Consider the following 21,960-nt stretch of genomic DNA (forward strand, 5'->3'; position numbering starts at 1 on the left):
AGCTATGAAAATTGAGGAACGAAATTTACTTATGGACCAATAATTTCGAACTGAAATTTATTGATTGCAAATTAATACAAATTGATAACGTGATCTTATAAATAAATAACAAAGGAATGTTATGAAAAAAATTGCGCTATTTACTACTGCTTTATTTATTACTGGAGCCACCTCTGCCTCAACTGTAGTTGATAGCTGGTATGTTAGCGCCTTTGGCGGCTACACTTACTTACCTTCTAATATAAAAACTCACTATTATGGATACTTGTTCTCTGATGTGCATTATCTTAATGGCTATGATGTTGGTGGTAGCATTGGATATCAATGCAATCCTCTTCGTTATGAATTTCAATATACTTACCTAAATGCGGATAATGATCGCTATAGCGTAGATCATAAAAAAGAATTGAATATTGATGGCGGTACTAAAGCAAATGTCTTGATGACAAATCTTTATTATGATTTTCCTGAAATGTTAAATTCAATTAATCCCTTTCTTGGGGTAGGTATTGGTTATGCCTTTATGCATGCTACATTAAACAGCACAAGCCGCTATGCACTACCTCATTTCAACACAAACGTAAACTCTTTTGCTTATCAAGGCATGGGAGGGTTGAGTTATAGTTTTACAGAAAAGTTTGCAATCAATGCAGCATATCGTTATATGGCAACAACTAATACTGGTAAATGGGGCAAAACTCTCCAAGCACAAATGGGCAATGTTGCAGCCGTGTATCGTTTTTGATACATATAGCTATCCATTTCTATTGAAATTTGAATGTAGTTGAAGTAATCGTAGGAAAAAAGACTATTAATAAAATTCAGGGTATTAATATTTTTTACTCCGAATTTTTTAACTTTGTTATTTTTATTTGTGTTAAGATTTATGCGTTTATAGCTCTATTACTTTAATGAAATACATAATGACATTTTTAAGACGTGCTCGATTAGCTCAAACGTTTTTCTCAAGTCCACCAGACCCAGAAACTATTTTTTATGCAGGAAAGATAGCTGTTAATCGTGAGGCTGATTCTTTTTCTATAAAGTCTTTATCTACTTTAAAAGAACTATTAGCGCAGGAGGAAGATGATGTTTTTCGATTTTTAGTAGATAGAACAGGTAAGTTGTGGTTCTCTTATGAAACTCGTCCTTATAATAGAGCACCGAAACATTTTCAAATGACTGGAGATCCTTTAGAGATTGCATGTTGCTTGACCGCTGGAAATATCAAATTTAAAAATAAAAAAGGAGCTATTTTAAAAAACATCAGTCATCGCAGTGGTGATTTTTATCCTTCATTTCTGTCACTACGTTGGCTACTAGCAATACTTGTTGTTAATGAAGAATCACTTCCTTTTAAGTTGCCTAAGTTTATTGTTATAAAAGAGCTAAAGAGTGAGAAAATTTATAAACATATATGGCGTATAAAAAAGGTTAGAAAATGGGTAGATAGTTTCCGCCACAATGAAACACTTATAAATCAATTACGTCAGCCAAAGCTAAGTAGTAAAATAGTGCGTTATGATGCAATAAATTATTGTAATAAAGCTTTACATAGCGCTTGATCTTTAGATATTAATCAGTTGATATTTTACATTTAAAATTTTTCAAGGATAGCAAGTGCTTCATACTACTTCTCAATTGAGAATATTTAAAATTTTTATGTTAATAGGTGCATTTTCAGCGATGACTGCCACAATTTTAGGTGCTTTTGCAGCTCATACCTTGAAAATACAATTTAGCGACTACCAGATGCAGATTTTCCAAACAGGTATTTTATATCAATTTATCCATAGTCTTTCCTTGTTGTTTGTTGGGATGATTCTTTTGCAATTTGATACAAAAACTCTACGAGTATCCGGATGGTTATTTTTTATTGGTATCTTGCTCTTCTCAGGTAGCTTGTATTTAATGAGCGTGATGCAAGTAAAAGCAATTGGAATAATTACTCCATTTGGTGGAACCTGCTTTATCATTGGCTGGCTATTACTCGCTGTAGGAATATCCAAGATTAATTCATAGGAGTATTTACCAAAAGAGTAAGCGTTTTATCAATTAACATTATTAAGTCTCATAAATTTTAGAATTAGACTTATTTAAAATTTTGGAATGACGGATTCAATACGCTGTTGCAAAAATAATACTATTGTATACTTTCTAAAAGTCAACAAGGAGCAAGTAATGCCACAAGAGACAATGGAGCAAGAAAAGTTGGATGTTAATCAAGTTGATTCAAGTAAGATAAGTCCCGATGTTTATGAAAATGCAAGGAAACTAAATACTCAAATTGCTACTAGAGGACCTGCCGTGCTTTATGCTTTAAGCAAAGCAAGTGAACCTTTGGGTAAAGGAAATATAGTCACTGGTATTGGAGGTATGGTTATCGGTGCTTTTGGATTTTTTGGTAACCGGTATTTTAGAAATAAAGGTGATGATTCAGCTTATACTTATATGGGCCAAATAGTAGGAGGAGTGCAATTTACAGCTGGATTTATATTGTTGGCAATTGAGGCATTTGAAACCTATACCAATTCTGGCGAAGCCGGTCCTTTATTGAAGGTTTTGGGAATGGCTGGAATGGCACTTGCTTTAACTGAAAGCACCTTAGTTTTGTTTAACTCCTATTTGTACGGCGATGGCCCAACCAGAGCGTTATCAGACGCAAGACCCAAAATGAATTAATCCACTTTCAAGAAACATCTATTTAAGACTAAATGTAACTATTTTTAAATTAAATTTTAGATAGCCAGCGTGTAGGTCGGGCCTCCGGCCCGACGTGTCAGTACTAGATAGAAAGTCGGGCCAAGGCCTGATCTAAGCTTGCTTAAATTTATAATTAAGTATACGTTACTTATCCAATTATAAGATGAGTTTTTTACTGCTATGTCAAAAGCGCAAAAACTAACTAAGTGCTACATAACAGCTTATAATCAATTCGATATTGATGGCATGTTGAGCTATGTAGATGAGAAAATTATTTTTATTAATTATTCAGGAGGAAAACAAACAGCTTATTGTCAGACAAAAGAAGAATTTCATCATTTGGCTATACAGTCAGCAAACCTTTTTGCAAAAAGAACGCAAAATATTCGTAATATGATTGAAAATGACGAACAGGTCGCCGTTGAAATTGATTATTGTGCCATTTTAAAACAGGATTTATCTTCTGAATTAAAAGCTGGTCAGGAGTTAGTTCTAGCTGGAGTTTTAATTTTTACATTTAAAGATTTTAAGATAACTAAATTAGTTGATTACAGCTAATTCAATGCTTTTGCCCAAAAACACATGAATTAACTTAATAAAGCTATAAGCATTTAGTTAGTTCCAAAACTTGCTTTTTTAGTAGATCAGAATGATGGTGGGTTCTTCTCTATCTTACAGCTACGGATTGAGTACAATTTATGCGGATTCTAAAAATACTTACTGAAAAATAAAAAGCATTTTCAGGTTCAAGAGTTAATGATGGCTTAAATTAATTGCAAAAATTTAGAATTTAAACCATTTTGCTGCCACATTATAAAAAATTTCATTTTTTTCATGAATTGTAAAATTAACTAGGATATCTTCATACGCAGTGTAAAGTTGTTCGAAACTACGAGAAAGCTTAGCAATGGGCATATGACTACCAAACATGCAGCGATTTATTCCAAAAATTTCAATCGCAGTTAAAATCCAAGGTTTTATCTGTTCAACCTTCCAATTCATACCAAAAATGCACTCTATAGCCGATATTTCAAAACAAACATTAGCGTTTTTTGCTATAGAGATTAATTCTTTCTTCCACTGTTGAAATCCTACTGGCGCGATATTTAAAGGCCATCCCATCACTGCAATTGTAAATTCAAGATTAGGATAATGTGTGATTACCTTATTTAAATCTGACAATTGATGAGCAAAAACTTCAAGGCCACACTTAAACGAATAATTTCTTAGCAAATTAAGATTGTTATTCCATTTTGGATCTGTCAACAGATCGGACCTTTTTGAAAATCGTCTAAGTGAATTATTATTATCCCAACCTAAATGTTCACGTACAGCTACTACATACGGAAGGCTTTGATAAAAATCTAACTTAGATTCTAGATTTAGATCCAAAAAGTCTACTAATACGACCATAGCTTGCTTAAATTTTTCTGTATTGACTAATGAGTTTGCCCACTGTGCTTCTTTTAGAGGATCTGTTGATAGATACTCATGCCAAACAACACCCTCTATGTTGTAAGAAGAAGTATCTTGGAAATAGTTTTGTGGTAAATAGCTTTTTGGTAGTTTTGAATAATCTCCGACAATTTCTGTAAAAGTAGGATCTGGTGAATTCAGAAAATCATGTTGATTCACTTGTGTATCATAAAAATGAACATGCGCGTCTATTATTTTCATTTATCTAATCCATTTAAGGTTAGTTTATAAAACAGTCGGCCTCTATTTGTACTCTATAATTTTTAAATTAATTATTTTAGCTCAAAGTTAAGTTAACTAATTATTAATAAAAGACTATAAATCCCATAATAGGATAGAAATAAAGATCTATTAACAAGTATAGTAGGTCGGGCCTCTGATCTGACACATGCTGGTCGTGAAAACCGTAAGATTGATTTACCTGAAAACAAAATATTTAATTTTTAAACACATTTACTATAATTAAGGAAATAATTTTTTTTATATTAAATATGAAACTTAAAATTATATTTTGTGAGCCACCTGGAAAACATATTCAAACTTCTGAAGATGAAAAAATCATTATTATTCAAAGCCCTTATAAGATTATTCAAGCTGAATTAGGCGATACAAGAGAGTATGAAAAATCAGATGAATCAAAAATGCCTGAAGATTTTACTTATGAACAATATTGTCAGGAAATGAGAAAACTCATACATACTACAATTGCAAAAAGTAATATATCCGATTATGTCTATAATCAGATTATTATTGAAGGGTTTAGTCAACCTCCAAATTTTCAAGCTATCTGTTCAGAGATAGAAAAAACACCTATATTTTTTGTTTCAAGAAGTAAGATTTTATTTGAAAATTGTTCTTTTGGAGGGAAGCAATATACTGATGCTACCACCAGATTGATTCACTCTTTTCAAAATCGTCATTTTAAACAATTCCATGAACGATTAGCTTTTGAAATTGTTATAGATGATCAGGATAAACAATATCTTTCTAAACACGATAAAGCCCGTCTTGCCATGTTAAAAGGTGTTATAGCCTATCAAAATAGTAATCAAGATATTTTTTTAAAACCATTTAGAGATGATTCACTTATTGGAGAAAAGGGATCTAAAAAGAGTTTATTAATGTCGAGGTTAAAGCTTCCTACTTTCTTTTATCAAAATAATATAGGTACTATACACGGACAAACCACAGCGGAAATAGTGTTAAAAAATTTCTTTAGCCAAGAAGCGCAGCAGCAAAGTGATTTCACCTGCGGGCCGGCAACGGTAAAAATGGTAGCAGATTATTTTTCTGCCATGCAAACACAAAATTTTTGTAACTCACCTGTAGCAAATCAAAAGGTATGGCAGACAATCAAACAAGCTCCTGAAATGATACTTGCACAACAGATAAGTACAACAGAAGCAGAAGGTTCGGATATCCCTGATATTCGTACTGGATTAATGCAAATGGGCATTACTGTATTTGATGATAATGGTTTGAGTGATAAAGAGCACAATTACGATATATTAAACGCTCATAAATGCTTATTATGGGACAAAATGCGTCAAATTCTCAAACTCGGTATTCCTGTTATTTTAAATATGCAAGACAAGGGTGGTTGTGGTCATTATGAGGTAGTTATTGGTATTGAAACGAGCCCAAATGAAGAATATATTATTTTGGCCGAACCTGGCACGGCTCTTGTAGGCGCTCTTGAATTTGAACATATTCCAAAAGATATATTTATTGACCGATGGAAAAATATGAGTGGTGAGTTTCATGGCCGAATTATGATTTTATCTCCGAATGAAGCTTCTGCCCAGGTAATAGATAGTATCCTTGCAGGTATTCCACATTATAAAAATGGGAAAGAGCAAAATGACTCTTTCGTCGTCTCAAGCCCGAAACTTTAAACCTATTTAAAGATAAATCCTAAATCTCGGATGTTTTTCCAAATATTATTATTGCAAGTAATAAAAAGCACTTTGTAAAGTTTATAGAAATACTTTTATTACTTAAAACCTAGCGAAAAGTTACTAAATCTGATGATAAAGAAATAATTGAGAACTATGAATTAGCTTTAACTAAAAGATTTAAATTTTTTGCTTGTGTAGTAGTTATTTTTAACTTAACAAAATAATAAATTCCTGGTAGCACAAATAAAGTGAAAAAAGTGCCGAATAACAGGCCGCCAATTAAAATAATGCCAATCGCATGTCGTGATTCAGCGCCTGCAGCATGAGATAAGATTAAAGGAATAGTGCCAAAGGTCATCGCACCTGTGGTCATTAAAATAGGTCTAAAACGCAGCTTACATGCTTTTTGAATGGCCTCGGTTAAACCAAATCCTTGCAAACACAATTGATTAGCAAATTCAACAATTAAGATACCATGCTTACTAATTAAACCAATGAGCGTTATTAATCCTACTTGCGAATAGATATTAAGAGATTGCCCAAATAACCAAGCAAAAAATAAGGCACCCGAACTAGCTAAAGGCACTGTAAATAAAATAATGAGAGGATCTATAAAATTCTCAAATTGAATTGCTAAAATTGCATAAATAAATACTAAAGCTAGTAGTAATAAGTAAAGCATTGTGTGTGATGTTTCTGTATAGGTTTTAGCTATACCTGTCCAAGTTAATTTATACTGCGCTGGCAGCTCATGTTTAGCTATATCCCAAAGTTTAGTCATCGATTGTGAAATAGATTGACTTGGTCGCAAACTAACATGCAAGGTAGTTGAGCGCATTTGTTTAAAGTGTTCAAGTGTTGCAGGTTGTGCTTTAGTGGTCATTTTGGTAATAGCGCCTAAAGAGATACGCTTACCTGTAGAGGTTGTAAGGTAGAGCTCGTCTAAAGCCCATGGTGACTGTGACCCTTGTACAGTGAGATTATAACTAATACTATCTTTTTGAAATTTAATTGACTGATCGCCACTAAAAAAAACTTCAATTGTTTTCGCAATTTGTGCGGCAGACAGGCCAAGCTTAGCAATAGCATTATTATCAACATCAATTTGATAGCCTGGCGAATCAAGTCGTAAATCATAATAGGAAGATTCAAAATCTTTGTTGCTATCTAAATATTTTTTTAATTTTTCTAAATGATTAAATAATTGGCGATAGCTATCTGTTGTTGAAATAACTAAAGTAAGCTCAGAAGCACTGCCAGCATTATCATTACCAGGTAAGCCTGTATCCCAGCTCCATACCGACGGATCAATAGAAGGAAATTGGGAAAATTTGGGTTTTAATTCGCTTGTAATTTGTTCAGCAGAACGATGCCGTTCATCATGAGGCTTTAAGGGAATGACAACATTTGCTCCCCAGTCACCAATAAAGGTAAGTTTATTATTAGCTTCTGGAAGTGAGTTTGTTTTGTTTTCTATATTAGAAATTTTTTTGTCTAAATCATCAATTGCTTCGCCTGCTACTGGAGGAATATAGACGCCTATTAGTCCTCTATCTTCGCGTGGGGCAGTTTCACTGGGTAGTAAATTATAAAATATAATCGAGAGACTGATAAATAAAAAAGCAGCTAAAAAAGAAAGATATTTTCGCTGTAACACCCAGCTTAATTGATTCGTGTATTTTTCACTTAGGCGGGATAGAAAGATATCAATTTGGGGTAAATAAGGTTGATTATTTTTATTAATTAATTTTGCACACATTAATGGCGTTAAGGTAAGAGCAACAATACCCGAGACAACAACACTTCCCGCTAAAGCGACGGCAAATTCTATAAAAAGTTGGCCTAACAAGCCATCAATAAAGGCAATAGGCATATACACACTTGCTAATGTAAACGTCATAGCAATAATAGCGAAACCTATTTCTTTAGCACCTTTTAAGGCAGCCTCTAGTGGGCTTAGCTTATTTTCGATATGCCGCCAAATATTTTCTAAGGCAATAATGGCATCATCAACAACTAAACCAATTGCTAATACCATAGCTAAAAGGGTCATCAAATTAATCGAAAAACCAACTAACTTTAGGAAAATTAATGAGCCTAATAAGGAGATTGGAATAGTAATTAAAGGAATAATTGTTGCACGTAAATTACGTAAAAAAAGAAAAACAATCATTAAAACAAGAATAATCGCTTCACCAATAGACGATTTAATATTATGTAAAGATGCTTTAATAAAATCCGATTGATCAATTATTATTTTGGCTTCCATGCCAGCAGGTAAATTGGCTTGCAAAGCTTTTAATTCTTGGCGCACTAGACGTGATACTTCAAGAGGATTTGCGTCATTTGCGCGTGTAAGTGAAAGGACTAAACCACTGTGTCCGTTAACACGAACACGCATTTTATGCGTATCAGTTGCTAATTTTACATTAGCAATTGATTTCAACAAAACAGGATGTTGTTTATGAGGTTTGATTAATAAATTTTCATAATCTTTAATTGTTTTTAATTCAGAACTTAAGGTGCTAGGCACTCTATTTTGAAAATTTCCGGCGGGTAGAGAGACTTGACTATTGTTAAGTGCGTTAAGCACTTCATCAACATTAATACCAAATAAAAATAGTTTTTTAGGATCAAGCGTTACTTCATAAGTATAAGGTTGACCCCATACTTCAACGGCAGCTACACCAGGAATACTACGGAATACGTTTTTTAAACGTAAGTGCGCAAAATGAGTAAGTTGACCAAAGTCTAAGGAAGTCGAATCAAGTGCTATACCAATAAAGGGTAAACCATTTGCTTTCACTTTTCTTTCAACTAGCGGTGTTTTAACTTCAGAAGGTAGCAAGGCTTTAGCCAAATTTACAGCATCTTGGGTACTGTTATAGGCTTTATCCATAGGGATAGTATTACGAAAAGTTAGTGTAATATAGGCATAGCCAGCATTAGATTCGGAAGTGATCGTCTCTAAGCCCTCAATTCCGGCGAGTCTGTCTTCTAATATATTAGTAACGGTATTCTCTACTAAATTAGGACTAGCATTAGGATAAGTAGCTGTTACTGTAATAGTGGGAAAACTAATATTAGGATATTCTCTAACAGGTAGATTCTGAAAGCAAAGTAATCCGACTACAATAATTAAACAATTAAAAATGATTGTAGTGACAGGATGTTTAATAAAATAATCGGTTATTTTCATTCTTACTCAAGCATGGTAAATGGCAACTTTCAAGCCTGGATATAATCGTTCTAGCCCTTTAATAACAAGTTGTTGTCCAAATTTTAAACCCGACATGACTTCAATTTGCGATTTATTTTTAATACCCGTTGTTACTGGAACTAATTCGATGACATTATCTTTGACAATATAAACATGAGGTTTGCTATTACGTAAAAAAATGGCCTGTTCAGGAATAACAATAATATCTTTCTTCTCTTTAAGCACTAACTCAACTTCGGCACTTGCTCCAATTAGGCAATCTTTACACGAAATAGTGACATCAGCTGGGCACATATGGCTATCTTCATCAATCATTTTTTGTAAATGTGAAAGCTTATAAGGCATGTTAAAGATACGCACCAATTGCCCTTCATAAAAAGCAGATATATTTGTACATGGAATATCAAAATCTACGACTAGAGTAGAGGGATCATAAATAGTTAGTATCGAATCACCTGTATTAACTTGGGTCCCTTCTTTCTTTTTATAAGCACCAACAATACCATCAAATGGTGCATAAAAACGTAAGGTATCTAACTCAATTTTTGCTTTAGATAATTCTTTTTGTGCATCTAGCCAAGTTTGTTTTTTCTCTTCTACTTCTTTAGAGCTCACGTATCCTGTTTTTAAGAGGCCAAGAAGCCGCTCATATTGATTTTTAGCGATAGTTACCGAGCCTTGAGTAAGCTCTAAATTATTTTCAATATCTGGATTATTAATTTGAGCAATTAAATCGCCTTTACGTACTTTCTGGCCAGTAGGAATAAGTACATCTAAAGTGCCATGATTTTTGGCAATTAAGAGGGTAGCATGCTTAGGATTAATAGTACCTAAAAGGTGTACAGTTTCTTCTATTTCTGCTTTTCCTAAAAGATTTACTTCTACGAGTTTTGGCTGATCTGAATTACTAGCTGCCTTTTTCTTGTAAGAATAAATAGATATTACCATTGTAATTGCTATTAAGAGGATAAAAATGATTAGCCACTTTTTTTTATTAAGGGTCATATTTTTACTCACCTTTGAAATAAGAATTTGGTCCTTCTTTCATTGTGAAAACCTGTGCTGTAAAAAGATATCCACCATTACGAATGGTCTTAATTAATGCGGGTTTTTTTGTATCTGTTTCAATCTTTTGTCTTAACCGACTTATCTGCACATCAATCCGTCGATCAAAAGGATTTAAGTCACTACTTTTAGTCACTTGCAAGAGAAATTCTCTGCCTAGGATTTGTTGTGGTTGCCGAACAAAAGCTAATAACAAGTCATATTCGCCGGCGCTTAATTGTAGCTCCTGGTGATTGGTGCCAAAAACCTGTCGAGAAGCAGGATATAGTCGCCAATTCTCAAAGGCTAAAACCTCCCTTTCTTGATCATCTTCTGTTAGGGAGCGCTGTACACGTCTGTTAATTGCGCCAATTCTTGCATGAAGCTCACGAGCAAGTATAGGTTTAATTAAGAAATCGTCAGCACCTTCTTCAAGCATTTGAACACACAATGTTTCATCTTTTTCATCATTTAAAACAATAAGAGGAACAGCCCATTGATAGAAATCATTAATAGTTGATAATTTTATTTCCGCTAACATACTACTATGGATTAAAAAAGCAGCAGGTTTCTCCATAATAGTATTTAAGTCGGGCACACTATTATAGTGCAAAATCTGATAATCATATTTATGAAAATATTCTTCAACTTGAATATCTTTTGGGGCATCGTCAATAATTATGATGTATTTTCGATGCAATAACATGAACCTCTCCATTAATCAAAATAAACTAAAAATACATTTTTATTGTAGTATAGCGTTCTCCACTAAGCTTCATACTGCGTTACAAGTGCGCTCAGCTCAGTCTTGTACTCCTGTATACAATCTTTTGCCTCACTCTCTTGTCTCTTGTCTGAAATTTAGTGGAAAACGCTATAATTTTTTGCTTATCAAAAGAATTTTTGAGCTAAATTACCATTAAATAACTTTTGCTACAAACATTTGGTAAAAAATTGCAATTTTAGTGTAAAAATTATACTAAAATAAATGATCTTTGCAAATAAATACGTTTTAAAGGTAATAAATAAAAATCTTGCTTATTTAAAATTTAAGTTTCTTTGCATTGTTATTTTTTCTTCTTCATCTTCAGCAATTTGTGCTTTCAGATCGGGAATAGCTCCCAATGTCTCATGTAACTGCCCCTGTAAAACAGGAATATTACCCGTTCCTAAAACGGGCGCGCCTATTTCATTATCAGCATTGTCAAGGATACGATTAGCTGTTTTTTTACCTAAAATTTCTGTTAATAGTTCAATGGATAATTTTTTTTTCGCTACTAAAGAGGTTAAAAAATTTTTAAAAGGTTGAGGTGAAGGTTTGGTCATTAATTAATCTCCTTGCTTATATATTGATTATAAACAGGAATATATCAAATTTAAAGTATGATTAACGACTATAATTAGGTAAATGATTACAAAGTAATAGAAGCACTTAGTCGCAGATGACTGTAGTTACTTTATTATCATCTTAGAGTATGCTCATTTTAGGTAGTTATTAAATTGCATAGCTAGTCCGACTTCCATAATAAATGCTTGGAGGATAAAGGATGAAAAATGATAAACAAGCATTATTCTCTTGGTTGTTTGATGAAGTTTATCAGGCTAAAGCCTCTCTTAAATATGATATTAAACAAACAGAAATCCGCTTTCAAAAAGAAATTATGCAGGACTGGCAAAATACACCTGTGCAAAAGCAATCAGCTTTAGAGTTCTGTATCGCATTAATTAAGCTATACACAGAATTATTAGCAATTTTCAAAGCGAATACAGCAATTGAAGTAACGCCGCCATCTTATACTTACGAAAATGAGCCTCTGAATTGTTATTTAAGGATTCAGCAATTAAGGCAGAAATTATTTGAAGGAATTTTATCTTTACAAGAAGAAGCTGTCCTTATTAATGAATTACTCTTTTTTTATAAGAATTTAAAGTCATTATTAATAGAACACTTAGAAATTGGAAACGATACTTATCTACCTAAAAGTATTTATTTAAAAAAATTAATTCAGGCCACTGCGACGGAAGATTGGTTGTTAGCTTTAGTTGAATTTGCTAATGAGATAAGAGGAGACATTATAAGTTTCCAAAATCAGCTAGCTAACTTGACTAAAGATGAGTTATTGATACTTGATCAAAAATTAATGAAGCAAGAATTTATTGCTTTAAATAACAGTATTTTCTTTTTTAAAATTAATCCTGGTTATTTATATACAGAGGCTATTCACCCAGAAAAATTAATTTCTATAAAGGCCAGGTTAAAATTTTTATATAATTTGATTGAGCTGCTGCAATTTTTTTCTAGTCAATTATTAAAACAACGTGGTTTGCAAGCTGAATATGATTATTTATTTCATGGTGATGAAATTCCGCCTGGTATTAATATAGATGTGAATAATAAAGACCGAGACTTAATTGTAAAAGCACTTAAATCCTGGCGATTAAATTACGCAAACTTACGTATGGATACCTCTGAAAGTCAGTTGGGAGAGATATTTCGTGCTTATAAATTTTGGTTTAATCCAGTTAGTCTTATTGATTCAATAATGAGTTTTTATGCAAAAGTTACTAGTAATAAAACGAATATAGAAGGAAAAAATCTATTTCTGAAACAATTAAATTTATTCTATCATCAGTTGACTACTACAGAATGTTTAGATTTGTATGGTTATTTTTCTAATAAAGATACTAATTATTTAATGCGTACATTGCTTGCATCTTATAAAGGACACAATCTTTTATCTAGGCCTTTATCTACTTTTGAAAAGGAAGCTGTATTTAACGTTTATACAATCATATATATAGTGATGGATACCCTACGAGAAGAACTTAAGAATAGGCATATTGTTACAGCCGCCTATGAACACAATATTGACAATAAAATATTAACTCCAGGAAGACGTAATTTACAGGCGCTACAACGTATACTTGAGATTTATTGTGAACAACCATTAGCAAGCTCAGAAGCTTTGGAAGAACTATTTGCAATATTAGAAAATTAATGGCCTCTTTAGTTATATTTAATCTGGATCCTGTATAAATGCTTCGCATTTCACGGGATAACGTTCGTTAAGCGACACAAGGAGATTTTATCTCTTTTATGTCAAACTCATGTTATTTATTTTAAGGTTACTAGTTTTATTAATTGGTAAGTAAATAGACTTCTTTGGAAACTCGCTACAGAGAGTGCAGTGCGAGAAGACACGAGGCTCAGAACTGGAATGTACACATGAGTACATAAGGATTCAAGCACTGTATCGACAAAGCAATGAGCCGCTATAGTAGAGTTTCCGAAGAAGTCTAATAATTATCCTTGGAATTTATTGCTAGGTGCAGCAATGTCTTGCGATTTTCCTTTTTCCTTGTCGCTCATACTCTTTTCTTTTTCAAATAGACCAAGCTTATGATAATAATCTACTCTGATTCTGGCAGCAGGATCACCACTTTCTAAGACACTGACTATTTTGTAAGCTTCTCTAGAGCGAGTATTTATTCGGGCAAGCTGCTCTGTTTTAGGAAATGATCTATTATCTTGCACTAAATAAGTTGATGTTCTTGATAAACAAAAGCGAGCTGATTCATGTGCGGTGATTTCTTCCATCGTTTTTGCCATTATAGCTTGGTTTCCTAATACCTTGCCTTTATATCTTTTCCCTTTGAAATCAACTAATTGCCTTTCTTCTTCTGCACCTATAACAAGTGGAACTTTCTTAGTATTACCAATTTCGATTGCTTGCAGATAAGGTTTTAGACAATCCACACTTTGCAGTTCTGCACGAAATGCAGGGCGCTCTGCCCATATGCCCCCGCCCATAGAACATGAGATTGCCAATGCTTCGTCATTACCCATACGGGCTATAAGGCTTGCTGCTTCCTTTTCTGTGCAATTTCTTTTAATCACTTCGGTTACAGCCGGCGATAAACTAGAAACACCGGGTTTTGTCATATATACTTGATTATCATGCTCAGGATGTTTTTTAAAATACCCCATCCACGGTGCCCAAATCCCTTCTATACCACTATTTTTACCTGAAGATTTATAAAATGGATAGACTACGCTTGAATTTCCTTGTATTACTGTGAGGTCACGTGCGGCTGTTTCGTAAACAGTAATTAATCCATTTTGGCTATTAAATTTATACATAATGCCCCCCATTCCATCTGAGGTTATATAATTAATTATAGCATGAGGGAGGTTTGGTAATTTTTTTGGCAATCTATGTGGTTTTTTAACATTACTGCTTTAGTTAGCAAATTTTTTTATTAATGAGCTACATAAGGATAACGACTTAAATCCATTTGATAAAATTGCCGCAATTCATTTAGCATTACTGCGGCAGGAGATCGCTTAGCAAAATTACTATTTAAATCATCTGTCCAATAACCAGTTTTTAACTGTAAAATAACAGGTATATAGTAATTATCATTTGGATATAGGGCCAAAAGCCAATCATCTTTAATGATTCCATACTGTTTCATGGCATTTATAGTAGCAAATTTATCTTTACGAATTTCTAAATAAGTTGTCATTGGATTAACTTGATAAAGCTCGCGTACATACTTAATTATTTTATCTGGTGTGGGAGCTAGATTAGGTAGCATACCGCTTTCTAGCATAATAGCTCGGTGGGGCGGGGGCAGTGTCTTACCTAAAATAGTATCTAATAAAGAAATACCATCTGCTTTTTCCTTTAAATTAAGATTAAAGAACTTAGCAATAGTAGGCGCAATATCAATCAATGCTACTTGTATAGGAATTATTTTAGGAATAGTGATTAACTTATTATTCGCAAAAATTTTAAACCCCAGTATACATAGATGTTGCCCTGGACTTAATAAATCAGTTCCATGTCCAGAACTTTTCTGTAACTCTGTATCCGTTTTTTTATTAATATAATGAATAAATTGACTGGCATTTTGGCCCTGATACCGTTGTGGGTCTGTTTCCCGCGAGCCCTGGTTATATAAAACTTCACCATGATCACTTAATAAAATGATAAAACTATTAGTTAAAGCCCCATTTTGCGCAAGAAATTTAAGTAATCTTCCTACTTGTTGATCAACTTGGCTTACAGCTGCTTTATATAAAACTTCACGATGATTAATATCAAACTCATCTTGCACAATCTTGGGTGACGAAATTGCCCAAGCATATGGCCAATGTGGTAGCGTAAAATGAACAGCTAAAAACATTGGCTTACTATTATTTTTAGTAGCTAAAATGTGCTCTAGCTCTAAGCTAAAGGTTCTAGGATAATAAGAAAAGTGACCAGCGCGATTTGCATAGTTATAGGGAAACAACCATTTAGTTAAACGAAAGTTAATTAATAAATTGCTTAAAGGCATATCATAAAATGAACCTATTAGGGTTTCATTAACGCCAATACGGGGGCCAATAATTTTGTCAAAGCCAAACTCTTTTCCTAAATTATTAAATCGTCTATCATCGGTAGCAAATAGAGTTTGATACCCTGCTTGCTTTAAATTCCAGGCAAAGCTAGCCATATACTTAATACCATCGATAGGATATAAGTTCTCGCGGGCATGATGATGCAAAGGATACAGGCCAGTTAGTATAGTAGTCCAGGCTGCATAAGTACGACCTAGTGGACTTATCGTTTTAGAAAAATACACACTTTCATGCAAAAATTTATATAAATTTGGCGTAGATTGCCTATTAACTTGAGCTGGATTTAATGAGTCTATACCAATAATAATAAGGTTAGGTTCTATGTGAGTTAAATTCGTTTTATTTCGTGAAACTTGGGAAATGCCAAGCAAGAAAACAATGATTGCTAATAGAGTTCCCCACCAAGGATATTTATAGAGAAACTGAACTAAAGCGATAAGACTAAGAATAGTAAGACTAATTAAGCTACCAACCATTAAGGTATTTAAAAAAATAGTTGAAAATTCTGGTAAAAAGATACGACTAAATTTGCTTAAAGGGAAAAAATAACAATTAAGGGTAATTAAAGCAGTAAGGGTTAGCGTATAAATAACGATTTCCCAGTTTTCAATTATTTTTTTCCTAGAGGCAAATCGCGCAACGCCCCACAATAAGCTTGTTTGAAGAAATGATAAAAAGATATAAAGAAGTAATTGAATAAATATAACCGCTAATAATTCTATATAAACTTCAAGAGGGTAGATAACTGCTTGAGTAAAACTACTGCTCTTTTTAAAAATGAAAAGAAATTGTAGAAAAATAAAAACCAGATTATAAACAAAAAAATTACTTACATGCTTTTTAAATTGAAATGGTTTATTCACGAGTATTTGTGATTGTGGTGTTTAAATGCCAGTTATAAACGTAACCATCAATGCTATTAATGTGTTTTAGCTGATTACATAAAGGCTCTTTAGCAAACTGCTTTAAATGTTTAAGTATATCTTGGGTAGTGCCACCAAAATCTTCTGCAAACCATTCATAGATTTTAGATACAATTAATGCGCCTTCAATAACCTGCACACCACGTAATGAATTAATATAATTAGAGGCGGCTAGATTAAGTTGATTATCTATTAATGAACCTTCATAGGCATTTTTGCTTAAATTTGCTGCGCCAATTGAGCCATTATTCAGTGCGTATAAAATTCGAGGATCATTCCATATAGGACGTATGATGCGATTTTGAATATCATCGAGTGATAAAGGTATATTGTTAACAGTTATTAATTTTGCTCCCCAGGGTCCTATACTAAACAAGCCAGGCGAAATATTAATTTCCTCAATACTAGTTACCGGATAATAGCTTGCAACTGTTTGGACAATAAGTGCATTATAGAGATTAAGCCAATAAGCCAGCTGTTCATTGCGATTATAAGTACTGATATCAATATGGCTTAATTCACTAATGTAATGCTTAAGTAAATTTAAATCTGTATCTGTTATATGTGGATAGTCTACTAAATTAATCCCTTCTTCATTAGTCATGACTCTTTTATTAAGAAAAGTCTGCCAATCATTATGTGCAATTGTTGCTGTTGATAAGGGGTTAAAAACCTGCCAAATACTCCATAAGTTTTTAGTAGTTGCAGCAAAAGTGATATTTGCTACAAATAGCAAAGATAGCATGACAGTGATGATTCGATAAGAAAGAAGTCTAATCATTTAATTCAGCACGATTTCGAAGGGCACTACTAATAGTTATTCCATCCATGAATTCTAGTTCGCCGCCAGAAGGAATTCCATGCGCTAGTTGACTTACTTTTATAGAATGGGGACGTAGCAGCTCAGAAATAAAATGAGTTGTTGTTTGACCTTCAATAGAAGGGCTTAAAGCTAAGATAACTTCTTTAATTCCTTCAGACAAAATCAAATTTTCTAAACGTGGTAAGCCAATTTCATCTGGGCCAATCCCATCTAAAGGGGATATTTTTCCCATCAATACAAAATAACCGCCTCTATATGCATCGCTTTGCTCAATTGCTAAGACATCTGCCGGATTTTCAACAATACAAAGAACAGATAAATCACGCTCCTTATCCTGACATAAAAGACATAACTCATCTTCTGTATAATTATTACAACGCTGGCAATGTTTAATTGCTTCCATAGCATATTGCAAACAAGCAGCAAGATGTAAGCCTCGCTGGCGTTGGCGTTGGCGTTGTAATAAATGATAGGCCATCCGCTGGGCAGAGCGAGGGCCTATACCGGGTAAGCAGCGCAAAGCAGTAATGAGCTGATTTAATGCATCCATTCTACCAATTATTCCTTATCATCCTGCATAAAATCAGTAGGAATGTTTAGCCCAGCTGTAAGTTGACTAATTTTTTCTTTAGATGCTTTTTCAACTTTACGAACAGCATCATTAACTGCTGCAGCAACTAAATCTTCAATTAACTCTATGTCTTCTTCCGCTAAAGAAGGTTTAATAGTTACTTTAAGCACATCATGACGCCCATTCATTTCCACAACGACCATGCCGCTACCAGCTTCACCACGTACTTGTAGTTTAGTAAGTTGCTCTTGAGCTTCTTGCATGCGTTGTTGCATTTTTTGTGCTTCTTTCATTAAATTCGCTAAATTTTGATTCATATCCATGTAAAAAACCTCACAGTTATGGTTATTTAATAATTATAATTGATCTTAACGTGGTTCAATAGAATTTTTGACCAATTCTGCTGAAAATTCTTGCTTTAAGCTCTTTAAAAAGGGATCTTGTTCTAAACTTAACTCTGCTTCTTGTAGACTTTGGGTATAAGCTGCGCTTTTTTGAAGCGCTGGTGACGCTTGCACTTCGCTAAAATCAAAGCTAAGTTTAATCGTTTGCCGGTAATATGTCGATAATGCTTGCTCAATACGTTGAATAATATTTGGGGTAAAAAGAGAACGGTGTCCCTTATTGACACGTAATTTAACCTCACCTGCAGATTTACCAACCATTTCAGCATTTTCAGTCGCTGTTTGTGCTAAACCTGTTAATTGAATTTTCTGCAGTATTGTACTCCAATCTTCGGTTACATCAGAAGGTATTGCCTTTATAGGCATTTCTGCAGGTTTAGTAGTGTTGTCAGAAGCCACTACTTTTTTAGGTGTTTCTATAGGTTTAGTACTAAATGGTATATCTTCTTTTGAAATGGGGTCTAACCTATTATCTTCTTCAGATACTTGTTTATTAATTGTAGGAGAAGATATATCTTGCTTATTGTTATAGCTCAGTTCGTGAGCTAATGTTGGTATAGGTATGGTATCTACAGGTTTAAAAGTACACATACGTAAAATAGCCATTTCAAAGCCAATAGTTAAGGTAGGTGCTAGATGAATTTCTTCTGTACTTTTAATACCAATTTGATAGAAAAGTTGAATATCTTCTGGGTTAAATTGCTCTGCTAGCGCTTTAAGTTCAGGTGAATAATTACTTGAGGGATTATTCGCGGGTAAATGTTGAATAAGCGTTATATTATGTAAATAAGATAGAAGTTCATCGAGAACAAAACTGAACTGGCCACCTTCTTTACCTATTTGTCGGCTAATTTGAATCAATTGACAAGCATCTAATTTTGTTAAGGCTTGTAAAATTTGTAATGCGTAATCTTGTTGAGTATAGCCTAAAATACTTCTAACTTCTTCAGCAGTTAATGTAGAAGCAGAACTTGCTAGAGCTTGATCAAGTAAGCTTAAAGCATCTCGCATACTTCCCTGTGCTGACTTTGCTAAGAGGTAAAGTGCTTCTTCTTCATAAGTATGATTTTCTGCTTCCATAATTACTTTAAGCTGGTTAACAATCGTTTCTGGTGAAAGATGTTTAAGATTAAATTGTAAGCAGCGGGAAAGAACAGTAATAGGTAATTTTTGTGGATCAGTCGTTGCTAGTAAAAATTTAACATGCTCTGGTGGCTCTTCTAATGTTTTAAGCAACGCATTAAAGCTATGCTGAGACAACATATGAACTTCATCAATAAGATATATCTTATAACGCCCTATGGTAGGTGCATATTGAACATTTTCAAGTAACTCACGTGTATCTTCAACACGGGTTTTAGAGGCAGCATCAATTTCTATTAGATCAAGAAAGCGTCCTTGTTCAACGGCTATACAAGCTTCACACTTTAAGCAGGGATCAGCACTCACTCCTTTTTCACAATTAAGTGCTTTTGCTATAAGACGAGCTATACTAGTTTTGCCGACCCCACGAGTACCTGTAAAAAGATAAGCATGATGTAAGCGCTGTTGATTAAGCGAATTAATTAACGCTTTATTAATATGATCTTGGCCAACCAATTGCAAGAAGGTACGCGGTCGCCATTTACGTGCTAACGCAAGATAGCTCATAGGTATTCATCAGTTAGGGCGGCAGCTCTAAGAGCCACACCTCGGCGCCCGCATCGATTGTTACCGCTGCTCCCTTCCAGGCCTGACGGGGTTCACAATCTAGCGTCGCGAGGGGACCCATAGAGCCACCATGATCGAGTCATGAAGATTAACAAAGAAAAAGGTGGATTACCAGTAAATAATTAATTTTTTCAGAATAAGTTCTTTTAACTTTAAAACATTAAGCATGCATACATAAAGGTATTTATTATTAAAATAATATAGTAATTAAGACTATTTAAATATAATCTAATCAGCCTTAATTGTTTTTCTAAAGGTATATAGCATCAGGTCTTGAGCTCGTCTTATTGAGTTAAATTGATGCAAATTAACCAGAAAAGCACTAACATCTATTAATTTTATTGCCAATGATTAAAAATAGAGCTAAATTTGCCGCTTTTAATAATAATGGTTCCCTAAGCCGTTTTTATCAATTTAACTTTATGACATTTAATAAAAAAAGGTTAATGCCTTGGATTAATTGGGGTATAGCAGTAAGTTTTGTTCTATCACAATTTTTTCTACAAGCTGCTTCAGGATTGATGGCTGCATCATGGCAGAGGGACTTTCACTTAAATACTACACAGTTAGGATTTCTTTCCTCTGTATTTTTCATTGCCTATGTTGGTATGCAAATTCCCGTAGGACTCGCTTACGACCGCTTTGGAGCGCGTAAAATCCTTTTAACAGCCTCTATTTTGCTTTGTTTAGGCACGTTTGGACTTAGTTTAAGTCATACTTATGGGCAAGCTATTATAGCAAGAATCCTTATGGGTTTTGGGAGTTCTTTTGGCTTTGTTGGCATGTTATATACCACATCATCGTGGTTCTCGAGTAGATACTTTGCTCTATTAGTTGGCTTGGCTGAAACATTAGCTATGATTGGTGTGGCACTCGCTGAAATTATTATGGGCTGGGTAATCCTTCACTATGGTTGGCGTGTGATGCTATATATTGCTGGTAGCGCTATGTTTCTTGTGAATTTCTTAATTTATGTGTTTGTTCGTGATCGTAAAGCAAATCACACTAAAGCAAAACACACCATCTCTTTAAAAGTTGCTTTAGTAAAAACAATTAAAAATAAGCAAGTTTGGTTCGCGGGCTTATATGGCTTTGCAACGTTTGCTGTTATTAATGTAGTTGTTGGCTTGTGGGGAATTCCATTTCTCACCCAATATCATAATTTATCTTTACCTACAGCAAGCTCCATGATGTCGATGGTATTTATTGGAACTGCCATTGGTGGACCTTTTAATGCCTGGTTTGTTGATCGTTGGTTAAATGGGCGCTTATTGAATCGACAATTTTCAACCACATTATTTGCTTTACTAACAACAATATTATTTGGTGTCTTAATTTATATACCCAACTTATCTATTATTACCGGTTTTGCATTACTGTTTTTAATTGGCTTTTTCTCTTCTATTTATATTCAAGTTTTTGCAATTGTAAAAGATCATACTGAATTAAATTTAAGAGCAACTGCATTAGCTGCAACTAATATGTTGCTTATGGCTAGTGCACCTGTGTTACAACCGGTCATTGGTAAACTATTAGCACTAAACTATAGCTTCCCACAGGCATTAACCTTACTTGAAGTTATTTTTATCATTGCTATTGGTTTATCCTTTAATTTAGATAAAAAGAATTGACAAACGTATAATTACCTTAATTTTGAGGTGTTTAAATTTCTTTTAGCAAATAATTGAGAAAAAAAGGAAAAAAGTATTTGACAAGGGAGTTAGGATGAGTAGAATACGCATCACGCCTTCGGGGCAGAGTTCATTAAGAAGAGAAGAAAC

Annotated in this window: 19 protein-coding genes and 1 other RNA gene; 8 read left to right on the top strand and 12 right to left on the bottom strand. The window is 33.7% G+C overall.

Features of this window, described 5'->3' with window-relative positions; all coding sequences use genetic code 11:
• The first annotated feature begins 121 nt into the window (after positions 1 to 121).
• The 5 genes from E1P04_RS14400 (at position 122) to E1P04_RS14420 (ending at position 3,261) form a co-directional block, all read left to right on the top strand.
• Positions 122 to 745, top strand: coding sequence for an outer membrane protein (locus E1P04_RS14400; protein WP_131783600.1), 624 nt, complete (start codon positions 122 to 124; stop codon positions 743 to 745).
• A gap of 178 nt (positions 746 to 923) precedes the next feature.
• On the top strand, positions 924 to 1,565 hold the full coding sequence (locus E1P04_RS14405; RefSeq protein WP_242604475.1) for a hypothetical protein: 642 nt from the start codon (positions 924 to 926) through the stop codon (positions 1,563 to 1,565).
• Between the two features lie 55 nt (positions 1,566 to 1,620).
• Positions 1,621 to 2,022, top strand: coding sequence for a DUF423 domain-containing protein (locus E1P04_RS14410; protein WP_131783602.1), 402 nt, complete (start codon positions 1,621 to 1,623; stop codon positions 2,020 to 2,022).
• A 159-nt stretch (positions 2,023 to 2,181) separates the two neighbouring features.
• Positions 2,182 to 2,682: a hypothetical protein gene (locus E1P04_RS14415; protein ID WP_242604476.1), complete on the top strand. Its 501-nt coding sequence runs from the start codon at positions 2,182 to 2,184 to the stop codon at positions 2,680 to 2,682.
• Between the two features lie 201 nt (positions 2,683 to 2,883).
• Positions 2,884 to 3,261 carry a nuclear transport factor 2 family protein gene (locus E1P04_RS14420; protein ID WP_131783603.1) on the top strand — a complete coding sequence of 126 codons (378 nt, stop codon included), beginning with the start codon at positions 2,884 to 2,886 and terminating at the stop codon, positions 3,259 to 3,261.
• A 225-nt stretch (positions 3,262 to 3,486) separates the two neighbouring features.
• Here the strand turns inward: E1P04_RS14420 and E1P04_RS14425 are convergent, their stop codons facing one another.
• Positions 3,487 to 4,380: an amidohydrolase family protein gene (locus tag E1P04_RS14425; protein WP_131783604.1), complete on the bottom strand. Its 894-nt coding sequence runs from the start codon at positions 4,378 to 4,380 to the stop codon at positions 3,487 to 3,489.
• 290 nt (positions 4,381 to 4,670) lie between these two features.
• On the opposite strand from E1P04_RS14425, the gene E1P04_RS14430 reads away from it, so the two are divergent.
• Positions 4,671 to 6,074: a papain-like cysteine protease family protein gene (locus tag E1P04_RS14430; RefSeq protein WP_131783605.1), complete on the top strand. Its 1,404-nt coding sequence runs from the start codon at positions 4,671 to 4,673 to the stop codon at positions 6,072 to 6,074.
• A gap of 154 nt (positions 6,075 to 6,228) precedes the next feature.
• Here E1P04_RS14430 and E1P04_RS14435 read toward each other — a convergent pair whose 3' ends face one another.
• The 4 genes from E1P04_RS14435 to E1P04_RS14450 all read right to left on the bottom strand — a co-directional run bounded on the left by E1P04_RS14435 (position 6,229) and on the right by E1P04_RS14450 (position 11,667).
• Positions 6,229 to 9,276 (bottom strand): efflux RND transporter permease subunit, encoded by a 3,048-nt coding sequence (locus E1P04_RS14435; protein ID WP_131783606.1) that lies wholly within the window; start codon positions 9,274 to 9,276, stop codon positions 6,229 to 6,231.
• Positions 9,277 to 9,282: 6 nt separating this feature from the next.
• Positions 9,283 to 10,302 carry an efflux RND transporter periplasmic adaptor subunit gene (locus E1P04_RS14440; RefSeq protein ID WP_131783607.1) on the bottom strand — a complete coding sequence of 340 codons (1,020 nt, stop codon included), beginning with the start codon at positions 10,300 to 10,302 and terminating at the stop codon, positions 9,283 to 9,285.
• 4 nt (positions 10,303 to 10,306) lie between these two features.
• Positions 10,307 to 11,047: a winged helix-turn-helix domain-containing protein gene (locus tag E1P04_RS14445; protein ID WP_131783608.1), complete on the bottom strand. Its 741-nt coding sequence runs from the start codon at positions 11,045 to 11,047 to the stop codon at positions 10,307 to 10,309.
• A 332-nt stretch (positions 11,048 to 11,379) separates the two neighbouring features.
• Positions 11,380 to 11,667, bottom strand: coding sequence for a hypothetical protein (locus E1P04_RS14450; protein ID WP_131783609.1), 288 nt, complete (start codon positions 11,665 to 11,667; stop codon positions 11,380 to 11,382).
• A 221-nt stretch (positions 11,668 to 11,888) separates the two neighbouring features.
• Here E1P04_RS14450 and E1P04_RS14455 point away from each other — a divergent pair, with 221 nt between their 5' ends.
• Positions 11,889 to 13,340 (top strand): hypothetical protein, encoded by a 1,452-nt coding sequence (locus E1P04_RS14455; protein WP_131783610.1) that lies wholly within the window; start codon positions 11,889 to 11,891, stop codon positions 13,338 to 13,340.
• A gap of 305 nt (positions 13,341 to 13,645) precedes the next feature.
• On the opposite strand, the gene E1P04_RS14460 is transcribed toward E1P04_RS14455, so the two are convergent.
• From E1P04_RS14460 to ffs, 7 genes are all read right to left on the bottom strand, one after another.
• The gene (locus E1P04_RS14460) at positions 13,646 to 14,482 is read right to left on the bottom strand and encodes a hypothetical protein (protein WP_131783611.1); all 837 of its coding nucleotides are present in this window, start codon (positions 14,480 to 14,482) and stop codon (positions 13,646 to 13,648) included.
• A gap of 119 nt (positions 14,483 to 14,601) precedes the next feature.
• The gene (locus tag E1P04_RS14465; RefSeq protein WP_131783612.1) at positions 14,602 to 16,611 is read right to left on the bottom strand and encodes a sulfatase-like hydrolase/transferase; all 2,010 of its coding nucleotides are present in this window, start codon (positions 16,609 to 16,611) and stop codon (positions 14,602 to 14,604) included.
• Complete coding sequence (locus tag E1P04_RS14470) at positions 16,604 to 17,452, bottom strand: DUF547 domain-containing protein (protein ID WP_131783613.1); 849 nt, start codon at positions 17,450 to 17,452, stop codon at positions 16,604 to 16,606. Before E1P04_RS14470 ends, E1P04_RS14465 begins: the two co-directional genes overlap by 8 nt.
• Positions 17,445 to 18,044 carry a recombination mediator RecR gene (gene recR, locus E1P04_RS14475; protein ID WP_131783614.1) on the bottom strand — a complete coding sequence of 200 codons (600 nt, stop codon included), beginning with the start codon at positions 18,042 to 18,044 and terminating at the stop codon, positions 17,445 to 17,447. Before recR ends, E1P04_RS14470 begins: the two co-directional genes overlap by 8 nt.
• A gap of 8 nt (positions 18,045 to 18,052) precedes the next feature.
• Positions 18,053 to 18,388, bottom strand: a complete 336-nt coding sequence (locus E1P04_RS14480) for a YbaB/EbfC family nucleoid-associated protein (protein WP_131783615.1) — start codon at positions 18,386 to 18,388, stop codon at positions 18,053 to 18,055.
• A gap of 45 nt (positions 18,389 to 18,433) precedes the next feature.
• On the bottom strand, positions 18,434 to 20,119 hold the full coding sequence (gene dnaX / locus E1P04_RS14485) for a DNA polymerase III subunit gamma/tau (protein ID WP_131783616.1): 1,686 nt from the start codon (positions 20,117 to 20,119) through the stop codon (positions 18,434 to 18,436).
• A gap of 25 nt (positions 20,120 to 20,144) precedes the next feature.
• Positions 20,145 to 20,241: signal recognition particle sRNA small type (ffs, locus tag E1P04_RS14490), an RNA gene on the bottom strand.
• Positions 20,242 to 20,526: 285 nt separating this feature from the next.
• Here ffs and E1P04_RS14495 point away from each other — a divergent pair.
• Positions 20,527 to 21,810, top strand: a complete 1,284-nt coding sequence (locus tag E1P04_RS14495; RefSeq protein WP_131783617.1) for an MFS transporter — start codon at positions 20,527 to 20,529, stop codon at positions 21,808 to 21,810.
• Positions 21,811 to 21,960 lie beyond the last annotated feature (150 nt).

Origin of the sequence: Legionella gresilensis (assembly GCF_900639865.1) — a bacterium.
GTDB lineage: Bacteria > Pseudomonadota > Gammaproteobacteria > Legionellales > Legionellaceae > Legionella_C > Legionella_C gresilensis.

Coding starts and splice junctions, on each gene's coding strand:
- E1P04_RS14440 (WP_131783607.1), bottom strand. CDS start 10,302: ATGACCCTTAATAAAAAAAAGTGGCTAATCATTTTTATCCTCTTAATA.
- E1P04_RS14455 (WP_131783610.1), top strand. CDS start 11,889: ATGAAAAATGATAAACAAGCATTATTCTCTTGGTTGTTTGATGAAGTT.
- E1P04_RS14470 (WP_131783613.1), bottom strand. CDS start 17,452: ATGATTAGACTTCTTTCTTATCGAATCATCACTGTCATGCTATCTTTG.
- E1P04_RS14415 (WP_242604476.1), top strand. CDS start 2,182: ATGCCACAAGAGACAATGGAGCAAGAAAAGTTGGATGTTAATCAAGTT.
- E1P04_RS14430 (WP_131783605.1), top strand. CDS start 4,671: ATGAAACTTAAAATTATATTTTGTGAGCCACCTGGAAAACATATTCAA.
- E1P04_RS14425 (WP_131783604.1), bottom strand. CDS start 4,380: ATGAAAATAATAGACGCGCATGTTCATTTTTATGATACACAAGTGAAT.
- E1P04_RS14400 (WP_131783600.1), top strand. CDS start 122: ATGAAAAAAATTGCGCTATTTACTACTGCTTTATTTATTACTGGAGCC.
- E1P04_RS14445 (WP_131783608.1), bottom strand. CDS start 11,047: ATGTTATTGCATCGAAAATACATCATAATTATTGACGATGCCCCAAAA.
- E1P04_RS14420 (WP_131783603.1), top strand. CDS start 2,884: ATGTCAAAAGCGCAAAAACTAACTAAGTGCTACATAACAGCTTATAAT.
- E1P04_RS14435 (WP_131783606.1), bottom strand. CDS start 9,276: ATGAAAATAACCGATTATTTTATTAAACATCCTGTCACTACAATCATT.
- E1P04_RS14480 (WP_131783615.1), bottom strand. CDS start 18,388: ATGGATATGAATCAAAATTTAGCGAATTTAATGAAAGAAGCACAAAAA.
- E1P04_RS14460 (WP_131783611.1), bottom strand. CDS start 14,482: ATGTATAAATTTAATAGCCAAAATGGATTAATTACTGTTTACGAAACA.
- recR (WP_131783614.1), bottom strand. CDS start 18,044: ATGGATGCATTAAATCAGCTCATTACTGCTTTGCGCTGCTTACCCGGT.
- E1P04_RS14450 (WP_131783609.1), bottom strand. CDS start 11,667: ATGACCAAACCTTCACCTCAACCTTTTAAAAATTTTTTAACCTCTTTA.
- dnaX (WP_131783616.1), bottom strand. CDS start 20,119: ATGAGCTATCTTGCGTTAGCACGTAAATGGCGACCGCGTACCTTCTTG.
- E1P04_RS14405 (WP_242604475.1), top strand. CDS start 924: ATGACATTTTTAAGACGTGCTCGATTAGCTCAAACGTTTTTCTCAAGT.
- E1P04_RS14495 (WP_131783617.1), top strand. CDS start 20,527: ATGATTAAAAATAGAGCTAAATTTGCCGCTTTTAATAATAATGGTTCC.